At 59.0% G+C, this 22197-nt stretch carries 8 protein-coding genes; all 8 read left to right on the forward strand.

All coding sequences use genetic code 11. The annotated features are described in order from the left end of the window. Positions 1-147 precede the first annotated feature (147 nt). Positions 148-3801: a TonB-dependent receptor gene (locus tag OHL11_RS03940; protein ID WP_263370170.1), complete on the forward strand. Its 3654-nt coding sequence runs from the start codon at positions 148-150 to the stop codon at positions 3799-3801. A 51-nt stretch (positions 3802-3852) separates the two neighbouring features. After that, the gene (locus OHL11_RS03945) at positions 3853-7869 is read left to right on the forward strand and encodes an Ig-like domain repeat protein (RefSeq protein WP_263370171.1); all 4017 of its coding nucleotides are present in this window, start codon (positions 3853-3855) and stop codon (positions 7867-7869) included. Between the two features lie 131 nt (positions 7870-8000). After that, complete coding sequence (locus OHL11_RS03950; RefSeq protein ID WP_263370172.1) at positions 8001-12623, forward strand: hypothetical protein; 4623 nt, start codon at positions 8001-8003, stop codon at positions 12621-12623. A 59-nt stretch (positions 12624-12682) separates the two neighbouring features. After that, positions 12683-14992 carry a GH92 family glycosyl hydrolase gene (locus OHL11_RS03955; RefSeq protein ID WP_263370173.1) on the forward strand — a complete coding sequence of 770 codons (2310 nt, stop codon included), beginning with the start codon at positions 12683-12685 and terminating at the stop codon, positions 14990-14992. 48 nt (positions 14993-15040) lie between these two features. Then, a complete protein-coding gene (locus OHL11_RS03960) occupies positions 15041-16666 on the forward strand; it encodes a glycoside hydrolase family 28 protein (RefSeq protein WP_263370174.1) in 1626 nt (541 codons plus the stop codon). Between the two features lie 33 nt (positions 16667-16699). Then, on the forward strand, positions 16700-18220 hold the full coding sequence (locus tag OHL11_RS03965; protein ID WP_263370175.1) for a sialate O-acetylesterase: 1521 nt from the start codon (positions 16700-16702) through the stop codon (positions 18218-18220). 57 nt (positions 18221-18277) lie between these two features. Beyond that, entirely contained in the window at positions 18278-19444 is a 1167-nt protein-coding gene (locus tag OHL11_RS03970; RefSeq protein ID WP_263370176.1) for a glycoside hydrolase family 27 protein, read from the forward strand. Between the two features lie 369 nt (positions 19445-19813). Further along, entirely contained in the window at positions 19814-22117 is a 2304-nt protein-coding gene (locus tag OHL11_RS03975; RefSeq protein WP_263370177.1) for a hypothetical protein, read from the forward strand. Positions 22118-22197 lie beyond the last annotated feature (80 nt).

Raw genomic sequence — 22197 nt, forward strand, 5'->3', positions numbered from 1 at the left:
CACGAATCCAGAGCTTATCTGTAAACGGCTTGCTACATATTCCTGCAGCCTCCTATAAACGTGCGGTTCAAGTAGCCGCAGGTTGACGCGAGCTGTACGCCATCCCGAGAGAAGTGAAGGGTGGACGTTTCGAGGAGTAGGGTCGGGATGGTTATGGTGGAAGCATGGAGAACGCTGCGGGACTGGTCGCAAGTTCTGCACAAGCGGTTGTGGGTTCGGCTGGGAGTGTTTCTCGGAGCGTTGCTGACGCTGGGCCTTCTGGCTCCGGCAACGGTCTTTGCTCAAGGACAGAACACGGGCACCATCAGCGGCAACGTAAAGGACCCTCAGGGCGCCGCCGTGGCCAACGCGGAGGCAACACTCTTCTCCGTCGATGAGCAGTCAAGCATCAAGGTGAAGGTGAATGGCCGCGGAGAGTACCTCTTTCCGACCGTGAAGCCGGGGCGGTACACGGTCACGGTGAGCGCGCCTGCGTTTCAGAATTACACGGGTGACGGCATCGTGATCAACGCGGGCGAGAACATCCGCTTCGATGCCGCGCTGCAGATCGGCGCGCCGACAGAGACGATTACGGTAGACACGGACTCAGCAACCGTGGACACGCGCTCGGCCACAGTTGCGGCCGTCATCGATCCGGTACTGGTGCAGAACCTTCCTGTGGATGGCAACAATGTCGTGTCGCTGGCGGCTCTGTTGCCTGGAGTCACGGACGTTTCGGCGCCGACGACCTTCACGTCCGACGCTGGTGGCCCCAGCTATATTTCCTCCGGCTCGCGTGCCAACCAGAACCTGTTTCAGCTCGACGGCATGATGTGGAACAACGTGTACTACAACAGCGGCCTGAACTTCCCGCCGCCGTTCATGCTGCAGGAAGTCTCTGTACAGCTTGTGAATTTCAAGGCCCAGTACGGGCGCAATGTCGGTAGCGTCTTCAATGCGATTACGTCGTCGGGCACCACGCGCTTTCACGGCACGGTGTGGGAGTACATCCAGAATCAGGCGTTGAATGCTTCGGATTATCTCTCGCACACGAATCCACATCTGGTGCAGAACCAGTTCGGCATGACCTTGGGCGGTCCGGCGTGGAAAGACAAAGCGTACTTCTTCGTCGGCGTACAGGACCTGCGGAGTTCGGCGGAGGTAATCTCGAACACGCAGCTGCCCACGGCGGCAGAGCGCGGACTGAATCCTGATGGAACACCGCGGCCGTGTGTGAGCTCCATCTGGGCGGGCAAGACTTGTGCGAGCTTCGCTGGCGACTATCCGGCGACGACGGACTTCACCAAGGCAGGCGTCGCGAATCCGTTCTTCAAGACAAGCTCTTCGAGCGCAGGCACGCAGGCGTTGGTGGCGATTGCGCAATCGCAGATCGCCTCTACGGCTGCAACCGCTGCAGGGCAGGCACAGGGCGCGCAAAATTGCTACGACGATTTGAACAATCTGGTGGCGTCCAGCTCGGTTCGCTTCATGCCGAATGCTGAAATCCCGTCCGAGTGCTTCAACCCGGTGACGCAGAACCTCTACAAAAAGTACATTCCGATCCCGACGCAGAATGGCGTGCCCGTCACCGTGCCGACCACGCTTCCCACGATGGCGCGCCAACCCCGCAACGACTGGGACGGCCTGGCACGCGCGGACGTGCATTTTGGCCAGCACGCACTGGAAGCGAAATACTACGTCACGAGCGTGAATGACGTGACGGCTAACAGCGTTTCGCCGAACGGAACAGCTGATGCGAACTATAACCTGGATGCAAACTCCGGCGGCATCATCTCCGGCAATGTGGGCGACACCTGGGCCATTCGCCCGAACCTGTTGAACATCTTCCGCGCCGGGTACAAGCGGTACAACTACAACATCGTTCCGATCGACACGACGACGCTGCTGGATCTGGGGGGAAACTTCACCGATCCAGGCTATCCTACGCTGCCGCGTTTTTCGGCGAACGCACGTTTCACCATCGGCTCTGGAAACTCGGCATGGAACTACACGGCAAACGCGAGCACGGAGTTCAGCAACAATACCTCGCTGACGCATGGAAACCATAATCTCCAGTTCGGTGCGCAGTACCTCTTCCTGCAATACGTCACGCGGAATGACTACGCGCCGGGCCTGACTGCGTCCTCCGTCTTCACGACGCTGGGCATGGCTGACTTCGCGATGGGCATGATTGGAAGCCTGGCAGTTGGCAACTCTCGCGACTTCGGCGCAAACAGCAACTCGTTCTACGTCTACGTGCAGGACGACTGGCGCGCAACTCCGCGATTGACCGTGAACCTCGGCCTTCGCTATGAGCTGCCGCGGCCCTGGTATCAGCCCAACGGTCGCGGCGTTACCTTTATTCGCGGCTACCAGTCGAACCGCTTCCTGAACTCGCCAGAAGGCTTTGCGTTCCAGGGCGATCCCGGTATTCCGAACGCGATCATCAAGAACACGTACAACGACTTCGGTCCGCGCATCGGCTTTGCGTACGACCTCTTCGGCAACGGCAGGACTGCGATTCGCGGTGGCTTTGGCATCTTCTTCGATGCGCTGAACGCGAACACCTCCGGTAGCGGTGCGCCGTATACCTATCGTGCGCAATACACGAACCCAAACGGCAGCTTCTCGCAGCCGTTGTTGGGAAACCCCTCGGTGCCAGCCAACTACACCACGCCCGATAAGGCGAAGTTCGGCCAGCCTCTTTCAATCAGCTTTGCCGATCCGGATGTGACGCCAGCGTATACCGAGGCGATCAACCTGAGCCTTCAGCAGAAGATCAAGTCGGCGACGGTCGAGATGCTGTACGTGGGAAAGCTCTCGCGTCACCTGCTCGCAGCCTATGATCTCAACCCCTCGATCTACGATTGCTCTGGTCTCTACTTCCAGGCAGATCCGGTGAAGTATTGCACGGGCGCATCCACGTCTTCGGACTCATACTCGGCCCGTTCTCGCTATCCCGGTTTCAACTACGGCGGACAGGGGCTGGTGAACCTGAATTCGATTGCTTCTTCCAGCTACAACGGCTTTGAAGTGATCTACATTCAGCGCGCCAGAAACTTCCTGAATACGACGATGTCGTACACCTACTCGAAGTCACTGGATACGGGTAGCAACAATACGTCGAACTACGCTTCGACGCCGAACCCAGACAACATCAACCTCGACTACGGACCTTCGGACTTCAACTCTACGCACATCCTCAATATGGGCTGGACGCTGCAGTCGCCCAAGATGAAGCGGGGCAATGCGTTCACAAAGATGTTGCTCAACGACTGGCAGTTTGGCGGCATCTTCAACGCGCGCACCGGGCATCCTTTCAGCCCGACGTTGACCATCGATGCATCGCTGACTGGCGAGCCGAACCAGAGACCGCCATTGGCTCCGGGCTATACGCACTATGTTCCCTTGCCCAGCAATCGCCACCGCGTGGACAAGGTAAACGAATGGTTCAACGTGTGTTCCTTTGCGTCCAACGCGAGCAGCACGGCGAATACCTGCGGCGTCGCTTCGCCCATTCCGGCTGGTTACAAGAATGGTGTGTCGCGCAACTCGCTGGTGGGTCCAGCTTTCATTGAGAGCGATTTCAGTCTGCGCCGCGCACTTCGCGTCAACCACGAAAAGTGGCAGCTGCAGCTCAGGGCGGACGCGTTCAATATCTGGAATACGCCGAACCTAGCGAATCCGCTCACAGCCATTTCGCCATCGGCCTCGACTGCAAACAGTCTGCCCGCTGGCAAGATTCTCGCCACAGTGGGCAAGGGTGGCAGCGTGGGCACGAATGGCAGGCGTGTGCAATTGGCGTTCATCATTCGCTACTAAGAGTTTGTTGGAACCGGCAATACGAGAGACGTAAGGAACACGGAGCAACACATGAAGAAGTTGTTTCAGCTCGCACAGATTCTAGCCGTGACCGCACCGGCCTTTATCGGGCTGCAGGCCGCAGGTCAGACCAACACGCTGATCCCCGAGCCCTTCGCAACACTCTCGATGGGCATCGCGGCGGGTAGTGGTAATACGCTTTGCACCACCAGCATCAAGAACGCTGGCGGGCAAAGCCTTGGTGATGGATGCCTCCCGAACCAAGTCGCAATGACGACGCTGTATGACTCGCAGGTTGATTCCCTGGGCAACGTTTATGTTTCCGAACAGGGAACGGGCACAGCCGGTGGCTTCGACATCCGTGTGCTCTACAAAGGTGGAAGCGCACTGACGGCAGCTTTGCTTGCGGCCAACGGGAACACGACCAACTTCACGCTAACGCCCGGCCGAGTGTATACCATCGCTGGCGGGCAGACGGTCAATCTGACGAAAAATCTCGGAGTCTACTACTGCAACAACGCCGGCACCGGCGCAGTGGCGATGGACCTCTCCGGCAACGGCTGTCCGGCTGCGCAGGCACGCATCGGTGCGAAGGGCATTGCGATCGACAAGTACGGCAACATCTTCTTCGCGAACACCGTGAATCAGGCGAGCATTCGTGTGGTCTACGTGGGCGGCGATGATGTTGCGAAGCTCATCACGTTGGAGAATCCCACGATCAGCGCGCCGCAGGTCGGCTATGTGTATCAGCTCGCCGGCGCGGGCGCGACCGGAGCCGAAGGCGATGGGGGCCTGGCGAGCGCCGCGGGATTCATCAACCCGCGTTACATCGCCGTGGGGCCGGATGGCAACATCTACCTGTCGGATGGCGGTGCGGGGTCCGCAACCGTGATCGCCGCAGGTAACAACGTGCGCATGATCGACGGCAAGACGGGCTTGATCAGCACGGTGGCAGGAGAAAACACTTGCGGGAACACCGCGTATAACTCTGCGGTGGGTTGCCCGTTCGGCTACTCAGGCGATGGTGGTCCGGCCGCGGGCGCGCTGATGAACTCGCCGTACGTCCTGTTTCTCGATGCCAGCAATAACCTCTTCATCTCGGACTACACGAACGCACGCTTCCGCGTCGTATATCGCGGCGGCACGGTGGGTGGGCTCACGAACCCTGTGGTGGGTTACATCTACACCTATGCGGGCGCAGGAACCGCTACAGCGAACGGTACTGTAGCGCAGAACGTAAAGCTCGCAGCAAGCACTGATCTCAGCGGCGGCGTGGATCCGGCTGGCAACATCTACATCTTCGACGCACTCAATGTGAGGCTCTGGAAGTTCGACGCACTCACGGGCGTTGGGAACGTCATCGGCGGATTGAACGCGGCGATGACTCCGGGCATCTACTGCTCTGGAAACTCGGGGCCAATGTCGCAGGACAACTACGGTGACGGCTGTCCTGCATTGCAGGCGCGCGGCAAGATCATCGGCAAGATCACCTTCGATAAGACCGGCGACTTTTACACCGCAGGCGACGGCACCAACACGGTGCAGCGCTGGACCTTCAACAGCGACTTCGGCTCCAGTCCGGACGGTACGACAGTCAAGCAATATGTGGCTTTCACGGCCACGCCCGCTGCGGCAACGGGGCTTACGGGCCGCACCTTCACGCTGAACGGTGGCAATACGGCGGAATTCGCCGATGCTGGCGGAACAGTGTGCACAGCAGCAGCCAGCATTTCCAATCGCGGCACCTGTGTGATCAACGTGGCGTTTACGCCAGCGCATCCTGGTCGACGCTCTGGCTCCATCCGCCTCACCTCCGCTGCAGGCGTGGTGGGGACTGCGTATCTCACCGGCTCCGGCATGGCTTCTGACCTCGCCGTGGATTCCAGCACGACCTCCAGCATCGGCAGCGGAGTGACGGCCGGCGGCATCACCACGGACTTGAACGGAAACGTGTACGTGACCGATAGCGCGAGCGGCAGCTTGCTGAAGGGCAGCACGACGGGCACCGCACTGACGACGCTTGTGAGCGGATTAAAGTCGCCCTCACAGGTTGCGATCGACAACGCGGGCAATCTCTACATCGCCGATACAGGGAACAATCGCGTCCTGGTGACGGATCCCACGGGCAATACGCTCGCCACGCTGGGCACCAGCCTGTCTTCGCCGCAGGGTGTTGCGGTGGATGCGTACGGCAACATCTTCGTCGCGGATACCGGTAACAATCAGGTGCTCAAGTTTTCGCTGAATAACATCAGCAGCGTAGCCTCACCGCTGGGCTTGACGACCGCTCTTTCGAAGCCGACGCAACTGTCAATCGACTCGACGAACGACCTCTATATTCTCGACTCGGGCAACGCGCGCATCACGCGTACGGGGTTCGCGAGCGGAGTGACCGACATTCTGCAGCTCGATTCAGGCGTGGTGCCTACGGGCCTTGCCGTTGATGTCGCTGGCGATGTCTACATCACCGATAGCGGCTCTTCGAGTGTGATCGCGTATCCGCTCGGCACGGCTCCGGGCAACGTTCTCGCCAGCGGTCTAACGAGACCCGTAGGCATCGCCACTGACGCGGACGCAAGTCTCTACATTGCTGACGCTGGCGTGACGAGCGTGAAGGCCTTTCATCGCAGCGCGGGCAGCATCGTCTTCCCGACTACCAACCTCAACTCCACCTCAATGGCCAGCATCTCGTTGAGCAACGTTGGTAACGCGGATCTCACCTTCCCCAGCGCGCCTGCTACAACGCTTACCGGCAGCTCGTTGTTTTCGGTCGCGCCCTCTACGTCCAGAGGATGCGCCGTGGGTACGAACTACGCGGCGGGGAATGGTTGCAACTTCACGGGTAGTTTCTCGCCGACGATATCGGCCACGGCGACAGCTACGGAAACCTTCAACACGAACGCTGCGAACAACGGAAGCGTGAGCGCGCTACTCTCCGCCGTGGGCAAGGTGCTTGTGCCAACAACGACGAGCGCCACGGTCGCTCCTACAGGCGCTGTCTACTACAGCCAGACCACCACGCTTACGATTACGGTAAAGCCAAACACTACAACCGTTGCGCCAACGGGTAGCTTCACTCTGACGCGCGATGGATCCACTTTGCCGATGGTGTCGATCGGCAACGGAACATACGTCGTCACGATGAACCTCGCAGTAGGCACACATGCCATTACGGCAACCTACAGCGGCGATACGAACTACGCCAGTAGTTCCACCTCGATCTCGATTGTTGTTCAACCGGCACCGACGACGACGGCGTTGAGCATTACGCCGGTGCTGGTGAACAACACGGCCGCCCTGAAGTTTACGGCGACCGTGAATGCAACCACGGCCGCCGGGCCTACTGGAACGGTGGTCTTCTACGCAGGCGGTGTTGCAATCAACCCCACGCCGATCGCTATTGACGTGAACGGTCAGGCGACCTACATGACCACCGTGCTGAACTACGCCAGCAGCCAGTACACGGCGCAGTACAGCGGGAGCACTAACGGAAACTTCGCACCTTCAACTTCTGCCGTCTTTGCCACAGGTGGCGGAGATTTCGAGGTCGCACCGACCGTTACCGCGCTCACGATTCCGCAGGGGGGCATTGCGAACTTCAGCGTGCTGGTCTCGGGCATCCTCGGTGCAAACGCGACGCTTACAGCGTCCTGCAAGGGACTGCCTGCGAACTCGGTGTGCCGCTTCTTACCGAGCACGATCGCGGTCAGCAGCACGCCGGTGCCGGTTTCGATCCAGGTCGTTACCAATGTGTCGAGCACACTGGCGAGCAACGAGCATGATCGCGGTCAGCGCGGGCTCTACCTGGCGTTCCTCGCTCCACTGACAATCGGCCTCTTCGCGTCGCGCAAACGTCGACGTCTGACGAGCGGTGCGCTCACGCTGTCGGTGCTGCTCGGGACGAGTTACCTTCTGTCCGGTTGCGGCAACGGCAGCATGCTGCGATCCAACACCGGGCTGGTGACGCCGACCGGAACTTCCACCATCACGGTCACCATCACCGGTACGAACGGAGTTTCTACCACGCATTCCATCAACCTCACACTCACGGTGATCGGCTCGAACTAACAGAGTTATCCAGCAGAAGAAATTCACGTTACCACCATCGGCGAAGCGGATATGCGCTTCGGAGATGCGGAGCAGTGTTGCCCCAAAAATGCGGTGATTTTCCCAGTTTTCGGATCACTAAAGGAGTTTCAATGAAACATTTGTCTTCAAAAGTCGTGGCGAGTTTCGCGGTGTTCGGCCTCGGTTTGATGGTGGGTTGTTCTGCCGGTTCGGTGCAAGGCGCAACGTCGGGCACGAGCGACAACATTGTGTCCGCGTTCCACGGCACCATTCATGGCGGGCCGAATCCCGTTGTTGGCGCGCGTGTCGTTATCTACTCCACGAGTTCGAGCGGCTATGGCGTGGGCAACATGCTGCAGGAAGCCAATCAGACGGGTTCTTCGCCGCATCAGGATACGGACGGTAACGGCTCCTTCAGCTTTGCCGGTGGGTTTACGTGCCCGCAAGGGCAATATGCCTACGTCGTGGCCTACGGCGGTAATACTGGCGCGAATGCGAGCAATCCGAACTCGATTCTCGTCACGCCCGTTGGCTCCTGCGACACGATGTACAGCGGCACAACGTACACGGGTGGAAACCTCTGGATCAATGAGCTGACAACGGTAGCGATGGGCTACGCGCTCAGCAATTTCATCAATGTCACCGGCAACGCCGTGAACGGCTACACCGTGGGTATCGGCGGGCCAGCAACGAACAGCGCCACCGCCGGTTGCATCGCGAACAGCTTCTACACCACAAGCAATGGCTTCTCGACGAACTGCACTACCACTACCGCAGCTGGGCTCAAGCACGCGTTCCAGAACGCGATGCTGCTGGTGGACAATCACAGCGGGAATCCCGTCGCGACCACTTCCAATGGCGCCATCGTTCCTGTGCAGGAGATCAAGACACTCGGCAACATTCTGCAGGCCTGCGTGAACAGCCGTGGTGGTGGCACTGATGCTGCATCCGGCGCACCCACCACAACGACGACCGCAAGCGGCACTTCGCACGATGGCACTCCATGCGGCAAACTCTTCGCCTACTCGAGCTATACGGTGGATGGAACGACTACCGGTACGTTGACGGCGGCGGGTAACACGCTCGATGCGATCAAGAACCTCGCCAAGCGTCCTGCCGGCAGCGCGACTCTGTTTGATACCGCGTGCTCTTCCAATGGCACTGGCTCTACCTCAGCCGCGACCTGCATTTATAACCTGGCCGCGGCAACGGGCTTCTACCAGAGCGCGTTGACCAGTGCACCTCCGGACTGGATGCTCGGCATCTCCTACCGCAAGGCCTCGCTCTCTACAGGAGCAAGCACTACGGGTTCGGCGTGTAGTGGAGCGCCAACGACACGCGGTCTTACCTATCCCATGGTCGTGAGCGTCGACATCGACGACAACGTCACCATCATGAACTACGATGCGTCGGCAGCGAAGTGCTTCAACCTGATTCGCATTCGACCGGACGGCACGCCGTTTGCCTCTACTGACTTCGACACCAATACGCTCGCACCGATACAGACGGTGACGGACGGCTACGGCCACATCATCCAGCCGATCTCCGGTTCTACTGCGGCGTTGAACGGTGTGCAGATCTACGCATCATCGCCGAATAGCAGCGCGATCACGCTCTTGAAAACGCTGGTGAACACGGACTTCGGTTTGGCGAGTACGGTGCTGATAAACCCGAAGTACGTCGTGGTCGATCCTTCGGACACGATCTATTTCGATGCCAACTATGCGAACAACTCTACGGGTAAGGCTGTCGTCTCGGGCGCGGAGTCGTTCAATGCTCCTGCCTACACAGGCTCTATGACGGGAGGAACCTCTGCAACAATGGGGCAGATCTCGCTGGATCCTGCGGGCAACTCGATGTCCTTCGCGGTGAATACCGCAGGCGCCGCGCGAGTATACGGCCTGGCTGCAGGCGGATCAGCGGTGGCCTTGACGAACCACCTTGGTGGTACCAGTGCGAACTTCTACAACGCACTGGCCGCAGACTCGAGCTCGACCGCAGGCTACGGCATCTACATCAATGCGAATAGCAATCCGACCGCGACGCTGGTCAGCAAATTCACCTATAGCGCGATCGGTGGAAGCTTCAGCTTCAACACGCAGCCTGACGCGACAGCGCCGACGTACACGTTCTCCACGCTGACCTCCGGGCCGATCTCTGCCGTCACGGATAGCAACAATGTCATCTGGTTTGGTGAGCGTGCGAACGTATCGCCGACGCCTGGTCATGTGCGTGGCTACGACACTGTTCATAACTATGGAACGCCCGCGTATGTCGGCTGTCAGATGCAAACAGCAACGACTACGGTGTGTGGAACTACGAGCCTGAACAACTCGATTCCATATCTCGCTTTCTCTGTGCGATCGCTCGCGATCGACGCCGCGGGAGATATCTGGGTGGCCAATGGCGGGCAAGGCGGAATTAGTGAGATCTTCGGTCTCGCCGCACCGACTTTCCCGAGCTACGTCAAGTTCACTACAACGATGGCATCGGCAAATCCCGCGCCAGCAGGCCCTGTGACCACCGTCGACTCCACCACGCAGCTGGCGGACTTTGAGGGAGCTGCTGGCGAGCCTGCCGTCACCACGACAGCTGCTACCGCGAGCATGAGCACCGACTATGCAACGGTAGGAGCGCATTCCCTGCGCGTGGACATGCAAGCGAACCAACCGTATCCGGGCTTCCGGTTCAACTTCTCGCCGAATAAGAACTGGGGTGCGTACCCGGGCATTGCCTTCGACGTGTACAACCCGCAGAGCACCGCAGTGAAACTGCGCATCCGCATGGACGATCCAACGACAGCGCCTACAGAGGGGGATGGGACGACCATCCTCCCTCCAAAGGCGTGGACGACAGCGGTATTCATGTTCGAGGCTCCGTATCCGCAGGACGTCGACATGAAGACCCTGCCGCTGCTGCCCGGTTATGGCTTGATGACAGGTGGAGGTGAGCCTATCGCTGGCACCAGCGTGGCTGACCTCATCCTGTACGTCCCCGCCACGGCCGCACCGACAACGCTCTACTACGACAACATGCGGCTGATCAATCCGTATGACAACCAGACCGCGCGCCAGAGTGCGAAGACTCTGCTCTTCCAGCAGATCGTCGATCGCTATGGACAGTTCACCAAGGCCTCGTGGGCTGAGAAAGTGCTGGCCGATTCAGATCTGGCGAGCAACACTCCATTGCCTTCGCCGCCAGCATATCGCGATCGTTACGGTGGTTCCACAAACCTGTCCGGCTATGGCGCTTCAGGGTTCTTCAAAACCACGAAGCTGACAAACGGTACGTGGTGGTTTGTCGATCCAGATGGCAATCTCTTCTTCTCCGCAGGTGTGGACTCAGTGGGCACCGAGCAAATCGGTGGTGCGCCGTATCGTGCCAGCAGCCTGACGTATGTGGGATCGGACCCCGTTGCAGTGGACCAGACTCCACGCTTCACATGGTTTTCGGCGCTTCCTTCTTCCGCCGATCCGTTGGCGATCTACTACGCGCACGGCACGGGCGAGGGCCACTACTGCGACACCAACACCTCGAGCGCAGGCTGCGCCTACGACTTCTTCAGCGCCAATCTGCAGCGCAAGTATGGCACATCAAACTTCATCGCGACGTGGGACCGCGAAGTACTTGATCGGCTCGAAGCGTGGGGCTTCAACACGATCGGAGACTTTAGCGATCCTGTGCTCGCGCAGGGGACAGCCACCGATGGCAGCCGTATCCCGTACACGATCAAGGCTGCGGTGACGCCGAGTCGTTCGCTGTACAAGAACATCACGGTAACGCTCGTGAAGGGGTCCTACCAGATCGCCGATCCGTTTGATACAGCGTTCGAGCCGGCCATGGAGACCACCATGACCAACACGCTGAACAACGATACGAATAGCAATCCGGGTCAGATGACCAGCGACCCGTATTTGATCGGCTACTTCGTGGACAACGAGATTCCGTGGTCGAACAATGCATCGACCACGCCGGCATCTGCTACGGGAGCGGACGATGCCACCTACTTTCCTGTGCCGTACGCTGTGCTGGCGTCGCCGTCGAGCGAACCCGCCAAGCTCTATTGGGAGCAAAGCGTGTTGATGCCGGAGTACAGCAACAATATTGCCAACCTGAATACGGCGTGGGGTACGGCGTATGCGTCCTGGCCTGACTTCATGAACAGCACCGCGCAGCCAACGATCGCAAGCTCGGCGATGCGCGCAGACTTCAGCACCTTCCTGGGGTTTTACGCGCAGCAGTACTACCGCCTGGTGGCGCAGGCGGTTCACGCCAAGGATCCGAACCACCTCTACCTTGGCTCGAAGTACTCGGGCTTCACGCCGGAGGTGGTCGCGGCCTGCGGAATGTACTGCGACGTCATCAGCTTTGATCTCTATGCCACGTCGATTGATCCAGTCACGTACTCTGCCATGCTGTTGCCTACGAACAAACCAGCGCTCTCGGGCGAGTTCCACTTCGGCGCGTTAGACCGCGGCATGTTCAGCGGTGGTCTGGTTCCGGTGGCGGATCAAAGCGCGAGAGCCACGGCGTACGACTCTTACTTGCGCTCGTTGTGTGCGAACCCACTCTTCATTGGCGCTCATTGGTATCAGTATGCCGACGAGCCGTTGACGGGACGCCAGAGCGATGGCGAAGACTACGAGATTGGCCTCGTCACGGTAACGGACAAGCCTTATCCCGAACTGACCACTGGGGTGCGTGCCACCAACAGCATCATCTATGACCCCTCCAGCGGAGGGCGTTTTCACTGATGCTTCGCAGGGGCGGGCGCCTGCGGTTTCCATAACCACTTCAAAAACTCAGGAGACGTATGCTTTCGAGAAGAAAGTTTCTTGGTGTTGCTTCCGCAGCCGTGGCCTCTGCTACCGCTGCGCGGTCACTCGGTTTGCATGCAGCGCCGTTGAATGCAGAGGACCTTTGCCAGTATGCAGATCCGCGTGTCGGCACAGGCGGGTTGGGACATTGCTTCCCCGCCGCGACGGTGCCGTTCGGCGCGGTGCAGCTCGGGCCGGACACACTCAACTCCACGTGGGATCGCTGCGCGGGCTACCACTGGAATGACACGTCCATCATGGGTTTTAGCCACACGCACTTGAGCGGTACAGGCATCGGCGATCTGCTGGACTTCCTCGTGATGGCTGGAACCGGCCAGGCCAAGTTAGTGCCGGGCACACTCAAAAATCCGGAGCAGGGCTATCGTTCGCGCTTTCGTCATGAGGACGAAGATGCGTCGCCTGGTTACTACTCGGTGTTGCTGCAGGACTACAAGGTGCGCGCCGAGCTGACGGCGACCGAGCGCGCTGGCTTCCATCGCTACACGTTCCCGCAGAGCGACGAGTCATACCTCATCGTCGATCTCGCGCATTCGTATCAGCATCACGGAGAGTCGACGGTCTCGCAGGCGAGCTTACAGCAAGTGAATGATTCAACACTGATGGGGGGACATGTCACGAACGCATGGGCGAAAGGGAGACATGCGTTTCTCTACCTGCAGCTTTCCAAAAAGCCAACGAAGGTCGCTTTCTATAACGGCGAGCAGGAATCTTCGGCGGCGGAAGGCAAGGCGCTGAAGTGCGTGCTGCACTTCAAGACTGCAGCTCACGAGCAGATCTTGGTGAAGGTCGGCCTCTCGGCGTGCAGTGCGGAGGGCGCGCGCAGAAACCTCGAACAGGAGATTCCGCACTGGGACTTCGACCGCACACGCACAGAAGCACGTGCGCGTTGGCAAACGCAGCTGGCGAAGATTCGCGTAAAAGGTGCGGACGATGAAGCTCGCCGCACGTTCTACTCCTCGATGTATCACTTGTGCCTCGGCCCCACCTTGTTCGATGATGTCGACGGCCGATACCGCGGCATGGACAACGAAGTTCATACTCTTCCCGTAGGGCAGCACAACTACACGACTTACTCACTGTGGGACACCTATCGGGCAGCGCATCCTGCCTTCACACTCATCGAACCGCAGCGCACACCAGACTTCGTCAGCACGCTTATTCGCATGGCCGAAGAGAGCCCGGAAGGTATGCCGGTGTGGCCACTGCAGGGATACGAGACCGACTGCATGACGGGGTACCATTCCGCAGCTGTTATCGCAGAAGCCTGCAATAAAGGCATCGCGAGGGTGGACTACGAGCGTGCCTATCCGCTGATGCGCAAGCGCGCTATGGTGGACGATTACAGGGGACTCGATCTCTATCGGAAGTACGGCTACATTCCGGCGGACCGCGAGAAGGAGTCCGTCAGCAAGACGATCGAGTATTGCTACGATGACTGGGCGATCGCTCACGTGGCGAAGGCGCTTGGCAAGAGCGACGACGCTGCGTTGCTGTCGAAGCGTTCGCTGAACTACCGCAACTACTTCGATCCAAAGACGAGGTTCATGCGCGCGAGGCTGGAGAACGGAGCGTGGGCCGAGCCGTTCGACCCGAAGTCTACAGGTCATTCGGACAAGTGGCGCGACTATACGGAATCCGACGCCTGGCAGGCAAGCTTTGCCATTCAGCATGATCCGCAGGGGTTGATCGATGCCTTCGGCGGACGCGAGGCGTTCACGACGAAGCTAGATCGCTTCTTCGTGGAGAGCTCGGAGGTGCATGGTGACGTACCGCCGGACATCACTGGCATGATCGGGCAGTATGCGCATGGCAATGAGCCGTCGCATCACATCGCGTACCTCTACGTATATGCGGGGCAGCCGCACAAGACGCAAGCGTTGGTGAAGAAATTACTAGCCACCATGTATGCTTCCAGACCTGATGGTTTGCAGGGCAACGACGACGTTGGACAGATGTCAGCGTGGTACATCCTGAGCGCGCTGGGCTTCTATCCGGTGGATCCGGTCAGCGGCAACTACATTCTCGGCGCGCCGCTTTTTGACCGCGCGACAGTAGATCTCGGCGGTGGCAAGTTCCTTTGCGTGGAGGCCAAGCGAGTAACGAGCAGCGACGCATACGTGCAGGGTGTATCGCTCAACGGAAAGCCGCAGCGTCGGGCATGGTTTCATCATCGCGAGATCGCACAGGGCGGCACGCTGGTGTTCACCATGGGCGCGGAGCCCTCGGCAACGTTCGCTACCGCGCCTGAAGATGCTCCGCCTTCCTTCGTGCTGGAGAAGGCTTAATTGGATTTCAACAACAGGAAGCGAACCGCTACCTCAGGAGATGAAGCAATGAATCGTAGAAAGTTTCTCGGTGTTGTTCCCGGCGCTCTGGCCCTCCACACGTTGCCGGCGCCCTTGCTGTGGGCAGAGACGAAGACCGCGCGTGTCATGAGCGTGCGCGCAAATGGCGCGAAGGGAACCGGCACGGATTTAGATACCGACGCGTTGCAAAAGGCGATCGATGAGTGCGCTGCGATGGGCGGTGGAATCGTGAGAGTCGAGGCCGGCACCTACTTGACCGGCCCTCTGCGGTTGCGCAGTCATGTCACATTGCAACTCGATAAAGGCGCGACGATTCTCGGGCTACCAAGCGCTGGCAAGGACGCCAACGCACCCGGCAGCATGTCGCCGCTGATCTCGGCATATCGGGCGAACAACATTTCGATCGTCGGGCAAGGCACCATCAACGGCAATGGCAAAACATATTGGGTTCGCAGAACAGACCGCCATCCGGTAACGCCTGATCGCGAGTGGAGAGATGTCACGCAGTTCAACTACAACGCGCTCCCGCATCCGGGGCAGATGGTGAACCTCACCGATTGCAGGAACGTGCTCGTCTCTGGCGTGACGTTGACGCAGTCGACGGCGTGGACGCTGCGACTCTTCCAGTGCGACGGCGTTAAGGTGCAGGGCATTACCATCGACAATCCGCGTTATGGCCTGAACACGGATGGGATAGATATTCATTGCACCAGCAACGTGCTTGTGGAAGACTGCCACATCACGACGGGCGACGATGGTGTCTGCCTGAAGAGCGAAGGGCATCCGGAGGAGATTCGTCCGGTGCGCAACATCATTGTCCGTCGCTGCGTGATCGATACACCTTGCAACGCTTTAAAGATCGGCACCGGAACGCAGGGGTTGTTTGAAAATATCAGCTTCAGCGACTGCAACGTGTTCTCGCACTACCCCTACATTGGTGACCGCATGCTCGCGGCGGTGGCGTTGGAGATTGTCGATGGCGGCGCGATTCGCGGAGTTTCCGTCAAGAACATCACGGCCGACAAAGTGCGTTCGCCCATCTTCATTCGTCTTGGCAATCGCGGGACGGGGCAAACGAAGAAAGTGCCGGGGTCGGTGAAGGACGTGGTCATCGCGAATTTTAAGGCGACGAACGCCTCTGTGACGAGTTCGATCACTGGACTCGTCGGAACAAAGGTTGAAAATGTTCGGCTGGAAAACATCGATATCTCGACAGATGAAGCGGGCACGGCGGAGTGGGCGAGCCGTACGATTCCTGAGGCGGACCACGAGTATCCGGAGTCCACGGTCTTCGGCAGACTGCCTGCATCGGGCTTCTATTGCCGACACGTGAAGGGCCTCGTGTTTGACAACGTCAGGGTAACGAGCCTCGTTCCGGACTTCCGTCCGACGCTGGTGTGTGATGACGTGAGCGAGTTGACGGTAAGCAAGCTCGACGTCTCCAAGCCGCAAGCAGAGGTGCCTGCCGTGGTGTTGACGGAGGTGCGCAGTGCAACGCTGAAGGACTGCATCGCACCGAAGGATTCGGACGTTTATCTACGCGTGACCGGAAGCGGTAGCTCCGGGATTGCGTTGCAGCACAGCGATATGCGCGGAGCGAAGAAGCCCGTTGACGCGGCCGCTGGAGTCGTTACTGTGCAAGCGCAGGCGTAGTCCCTGTGAATGGAGACACTGAGGAGCTGAAATATGAATTGGAAATGGATGCTGTGTGCATGGATGCTCGGAGCGTTGACGTGTGCGGCGGAGGTTCGACTGCCGCATGTGTTCTCCGACCATGCGGTGTTGCAACGGGAGATGCCGTTGCGCGTATGGGGATGGTCGCTGCCCGGCGAAGAGGTCAGCGTCAGCTTTCATGACCAGACCGTGAAGGCAACGGCTGATGATTCGGGCGAATGGGAACTCTTCCTGAAGCCCGAGAAGGCCGGCGGCCCGTACGCCATGAAGGTCTCAGGGACATCGACCAGCAAGCCTGTGGTGGTGAACGATCTGCTTGTGGGCGACGTGTGGGTGGCTTCGGGGCAATCGAATATGGAATTCCCCTTGAGGGGCTGGCCCGGTGCTCCCATGAAGGATTCCGCCAAGGAAATCGCGAGCGCAAGCCGGCCTCAGATTCGCTTGATGCATCTGAAGCGGGCCGCGACTGCGAGCGAACTCGCGGACACAGCGGCAATGTGGCAGGAGTGCACACCAGAAACGGCACAGTCGTTTTCCGCCGTCGCCTACCTCTTCGGACGCGAACTCAACGATCAGGAGCATGTGCCGATTGGTTTGATTGACACGACATGGGGAGGCACTCCGGTATCCTCATGGATCAGCACAGATGGCATCGCTGCGGGAAACCTTACCAGCACGTTGGCTGACGAAGCGACGGTAGTGCAGGCGCAGTCGCACGCAGATGCCGCTATCGCGAATCTCAATGCGCAGAACGCTCTGCTGAAGGCTGCGGGCAAACCGCAGTTGAAGATGCCGCGTGTGGGCGGCGATCATCAGGGCGCGTGGTTAGTCTCTTCGCTGTACAACGGTATGATTGCGCCGCTGACGCGCTATGGTATCAAGGGCGTGATCTGGTATCAGGGCGAGTCCGATGAGATTGCTCCGCGTGCGCGCAACTACTTCCGCGCGTTTCCGGCGTTGATTACTGACTGGCGTCACCAATGGGGTGAGGGTGATTTCCCGTTCCTCTACGTGCAGATCTCGAGCTATATGCGCCATCAAGAGATGTGGGGTGCCGTGCGTGATGCGCAGCGTCGAACACTTTCGTTGCGCGGGACGGGGCAGGCGGTTTCGCTCGATGTAGGTGAGTTCAACCAGATTCATCCGGCGGACAAGCAGTCCGTAGGGCACCGACTTGCTTTGCTGGCTCGAAGCGATGTCTACGGCGAAAATGTTGAGTCGCACTCGCCGGAGTTTCTGCGCGCGACGCCAGAGGGTTCGGCCATGCGCGTATGGCTTGCTCATGGCGAGGCGCTGAGCCACCGCACTGTTGGAGATCAGAAGGATGTCGAGGTCGCGGCTGCGGATGGGAACTTCGCGGCTGCGGATGTGAAGATCGAGATGATCAATGGTCAGGCGACGTTGCTTGTCTCCTCACCGAAGGTGACGCATCCGGTCTTTGTTCGCTACGCCTGGGGCGGCGCTGTCGGAGAGTACTTCTACAACAAGGCGGGACTTCCGCTCGGCACGTTTACGACCGCACCGCTGCAGTAATGTAAATGGGCGAAGCGGCCGCGAGCGCTTCGCCCAACTCTTCGAGGAACGATCTTTATGAAGTTTTGGTTTGCTCTCGTAGCTGCTGTATTGACGGGCACTTTGGCACATTCGCAAAACATGCCAGCGCAAAGACCGCCGATGGGTTGGAATAGCTGGAACCACTTCGGTGGCAAGGTCACGGACGCAGACATTCGTTCCGCTGCGGACGCGCTTGTAAGCACGGGAATGCGCGACGCTGGCTATGTGTATGTCAACGTCGATGACACGTGGCAAGGACAACGCGATGCGAACGGAGTGATCCACCCCAACGAGCGCTTTCCTGACATGAAGGCGTTGGGAGACTACATTCACTCGAAGGGTCTCAAGTTCGGCATCTACTCTTCGCCTGGCCCGAAAACCTGTGCACGCTTTGAAGGCAGCATGGCGCATGAAGAGCAGGATGCGAAAACTTACGCTGCATGGGGCGTCGACTTTCTGAAGTACGACCTCTGCACCTTTCAAGACGTGATGAAAGCCGAGCCTGATCCTCTTTTGCGCAAGAAGCTGATGGTCGATGCCTATACCAAGATGGGCGCGGCGCTGCGTGCGACAGGTCGTCCGATTCTCTATAGCCTTTGCCAATACGGCTTTGACGATGTGTGGGACTGGGGGCCGCAGGTGGGTGCGTCCATGTGGCGCACGACGGACGACATCAAGGACCGCTACGAGCGCATGTTCATCATCGGCAACAGCGAAGCGGAGCTTGCACGCTACGCTGCACCCGGGCATTGGAACGACCCTGACATGCTTGAGATCGGCAACGGCAAGATGACGGAAGAAGAGTACCGCACACACATGAGCTTGTGGGCGCTGCTGGCTGCGCCGCTACTTGCTGGCAATGACCTGACGAAGATGTCTCCGGCCGACCGCGAGATCCTGATGAACAAAGACGTCATCGCCATTGATCAGGATGCGCTGGGCAAGCAGGCTGTGCGCGTGTATCAGCGGGGTGAGTTCTCTGTGTGGACAAAGCAGTTGAGTGGCGGTCGTACTGCCGTCGGCCTCTTCAACAGCTCGTGGACCAACTTCGCGCCGGCGGTCGATCTGGGGAAGATCGCTGTGGAGCATGGCGGCCATATCCACGATGTATGGATGCATGAGGACCTGGGCGTCTCTCACGGAGAGCTTTCGCTCCCTGTGAAGAGCCACGGCGTACGGCTTCTCATCATCGATCCGCAGTAGCTCTGTCCAAAGGAGCAGGACGGACAGCTCGTCTGTTGCGTCTGTCTCTTATCCCCTCACAAAAGCCAAGTGTTCGTAGTAGTTGAGCGTGTTATCTGTATCGGGCTGACTCTTATCTGCAAATCTATTGCCGCATCTCTCTCAAGGTGCCTATAAGGGGCGCGCTCAAGACGGTTGCGAAGCCTAGATCGCGAATCGGCAGTCTGCGTTTTCTACCGTGTGACTGTGAGAGCCTCTTTGAGGAGAGCCATGAGAAAGTTCTTCAAACCGGTTTCGACGCTTCATCTTATCGGCATAAGTCTTGCCGTGCTGGCAGGCTGCCCAAGCCTTCTGGCCAACACGTTGCCTCAAGCAGTCAAGAGTGGCACCGTGCCCTTGGTCCATACGCGCGTTGCGTCTGTGAACACCATGATCGGTGCGGCCCCGTCCACGACGCCGATCACCACGGCGGAGCCTTCCACGCTCTTCGACTCATTCGAAGCAACAGCTACGGACCCTTCGTACGCCACACTCACGGCGACAGCTACATCGAGTACGCAGTATGCAACACAAGGTACGCACTCGCTGCAGGTCGTGATGGCGGCGAATCAGCCTTATCCAACGCTGAAATGGACCTTCAGCACACCGAAGGACTGGTCGATGTATCCGGGGCTGGTGGTGGATATCTACAATCCGCAGACAGTGCCGGTAACTTTTTACGGTCGCATCGACGACTCTTCGTCCTATACGCAGACGGACACGGTGACGTTGCTTCCGCAGGCGCTCACTTCGGTGTTGCTTCCGTTTTCCGAGCCGCTGCCCGCGAAGCTCAACCTGAAGACCGGCGCGCGGCTGCCGGGGTATGCTGTGATGGCTCTGGGTGGCGCCCCTGTGAACACCACCAGCGTTTCGGGCTTCCGCTTCTTCGTGAACACCACAAACGGTTCGGCGATCACGCTTTACTTCGACAACCTCCGCCTCGTGGACGGCTACGCCTCGATGAGCGGTGCGGCCAGCGCGGTCGCGTTGCTCTATCAAGGCATCGTGGACAAGTACGGACAGTTCACCAAGGAGACCTGGACGGGCAAGGTGTTGCAGGACTCGGACCTCAACGCGCCCGAGACGTTGCCGATGCCACCAAGCGATCGCGACATCTACGGCGGCGCGAACAACTACACCGGCTCCACAGCAACGGGCTACTTCCACACGACGAAGTTATCAAACGGCAACTGGTGGTTCGTCGATCCGCTTGGCAAGCTGTTCTTCTCCATCGGCATGGACACGATGGGCTCGCAGGCCTGGGGTGGCAGTACGCAGACTGCGCGTGTGCCTACCTACATCGGGCCGGAGTCTGGAACAGCCGGAGGCGTCGCAGGTCTGGATCGCACAGCGTGGTTCACGAGTCTGCCTACCTCCACCGATCCGTTGGCGATCTTCTATGGTCGCCAGTCCGGCGAAGGCTATTTCTGCGATGTCACGTCGCAACAGGATTGCGCCTTCGACTTCTTCAGCGCCAATCTGCAGCGCAAGTATGGAAGCTCTTTCATCAGCCAATGGAATCTCTCCTCCGTGAATCGCCTCTACGCGTGGGGTTTCAATACGATGGGCGACTTCAGCGATCCTGTGATGGAGCGAACCATCGGATCGAGCGGCCAAAAGATTCCGTACACGATCAAAGTACTCATCAACCACGCTGCGGACTACAACAACATCACAGTGCCGGTAACGGGTTTTGGCAGAGGAGGAGCGATGCCTGATCCGTGGGACTCCAACTTTGAGGCGGCAGTGGAGGCTGAGATGAACCTTACGCTTAATACGGACACGAATGACTCGCCGTCGCTGATCACGAATGATCCTTACATGCTCGGCTACTTTGTAGACAACGAGATGCCGTGGACGAATGCGCCGTATGCTTCGACTGCGGCTTCCGATGGATCGGATGATCTCAACTACTTTCCCCTCGTCTACGGCGTGATCGAGACAGCCAATGCGAACCAGCCAGCGAAGGTGGCGTTTGCAAACATCATGGGCGGGCAGTACACCACGATCGCCAACATGAACGCGGCGTGGGGTACCAGCTACACATCGTTCACCGATTTTCGCAACCACACCAACGTTCCTCCCATGACGCCGGCGATGCGTGCGGACTTCAGCAACTTTCTCCGTCGCTATGCCGAGAAGTACTACATCCTCGTCGCGCAGGCTGTTCATGCGGTGGACACGAACCATCTCTATCTCGGCTCGAAGTATAGTGTCTTCACGCCTGAAGTGGTGAAGGCCTGCAGCGAGTTCGCCGACGTCATCAGCTTTGACACGTATGCCTCGACGCTGACCGCGGCCAATTATCCAACCACGCTTTCGACAATGAACAAGCCGTCGATCGTCGCCGAGTATCACTTCGGCGCGCCCGATCGCGGTGGGTTCAACGGCGGGCTTGCGCCGGTGGCCACGCAGACGCAACGCGGCGTGGCCTATGACCAATATCTGCGCTCGGTGTACGCGAACCCGCTGTTCATCGGAGCGCAGTGGTATCAGTATCAGGACGAGATGATCACGGGCCGACAATCGGATGGTGAAAACTATCCCATCGGTTTCGTGACAATCACCGATAAGGTCTATTCGGAGTTGAGCAATGCAGCGCGCACGACGAATGGGTATGTTTACGACACGACAAACGGAGGCCGAGCACATTAACGGACGCGCCGGCTCGTTCGCGCGCTCCACGGATCATCTGTTGGAGCGCGCGGTCGTAATTCTTCTACTCTCAACGAAAG

The sequence above is a fragment of the Granulicella cerasi genome (genome assembly GCF_025685575.1).
GTDB lineage: Bacteria > Acidobacteriota > Terriglobia > Terriglobales > Acidobacteriaceae > Granulicella > Granulicella cerasi.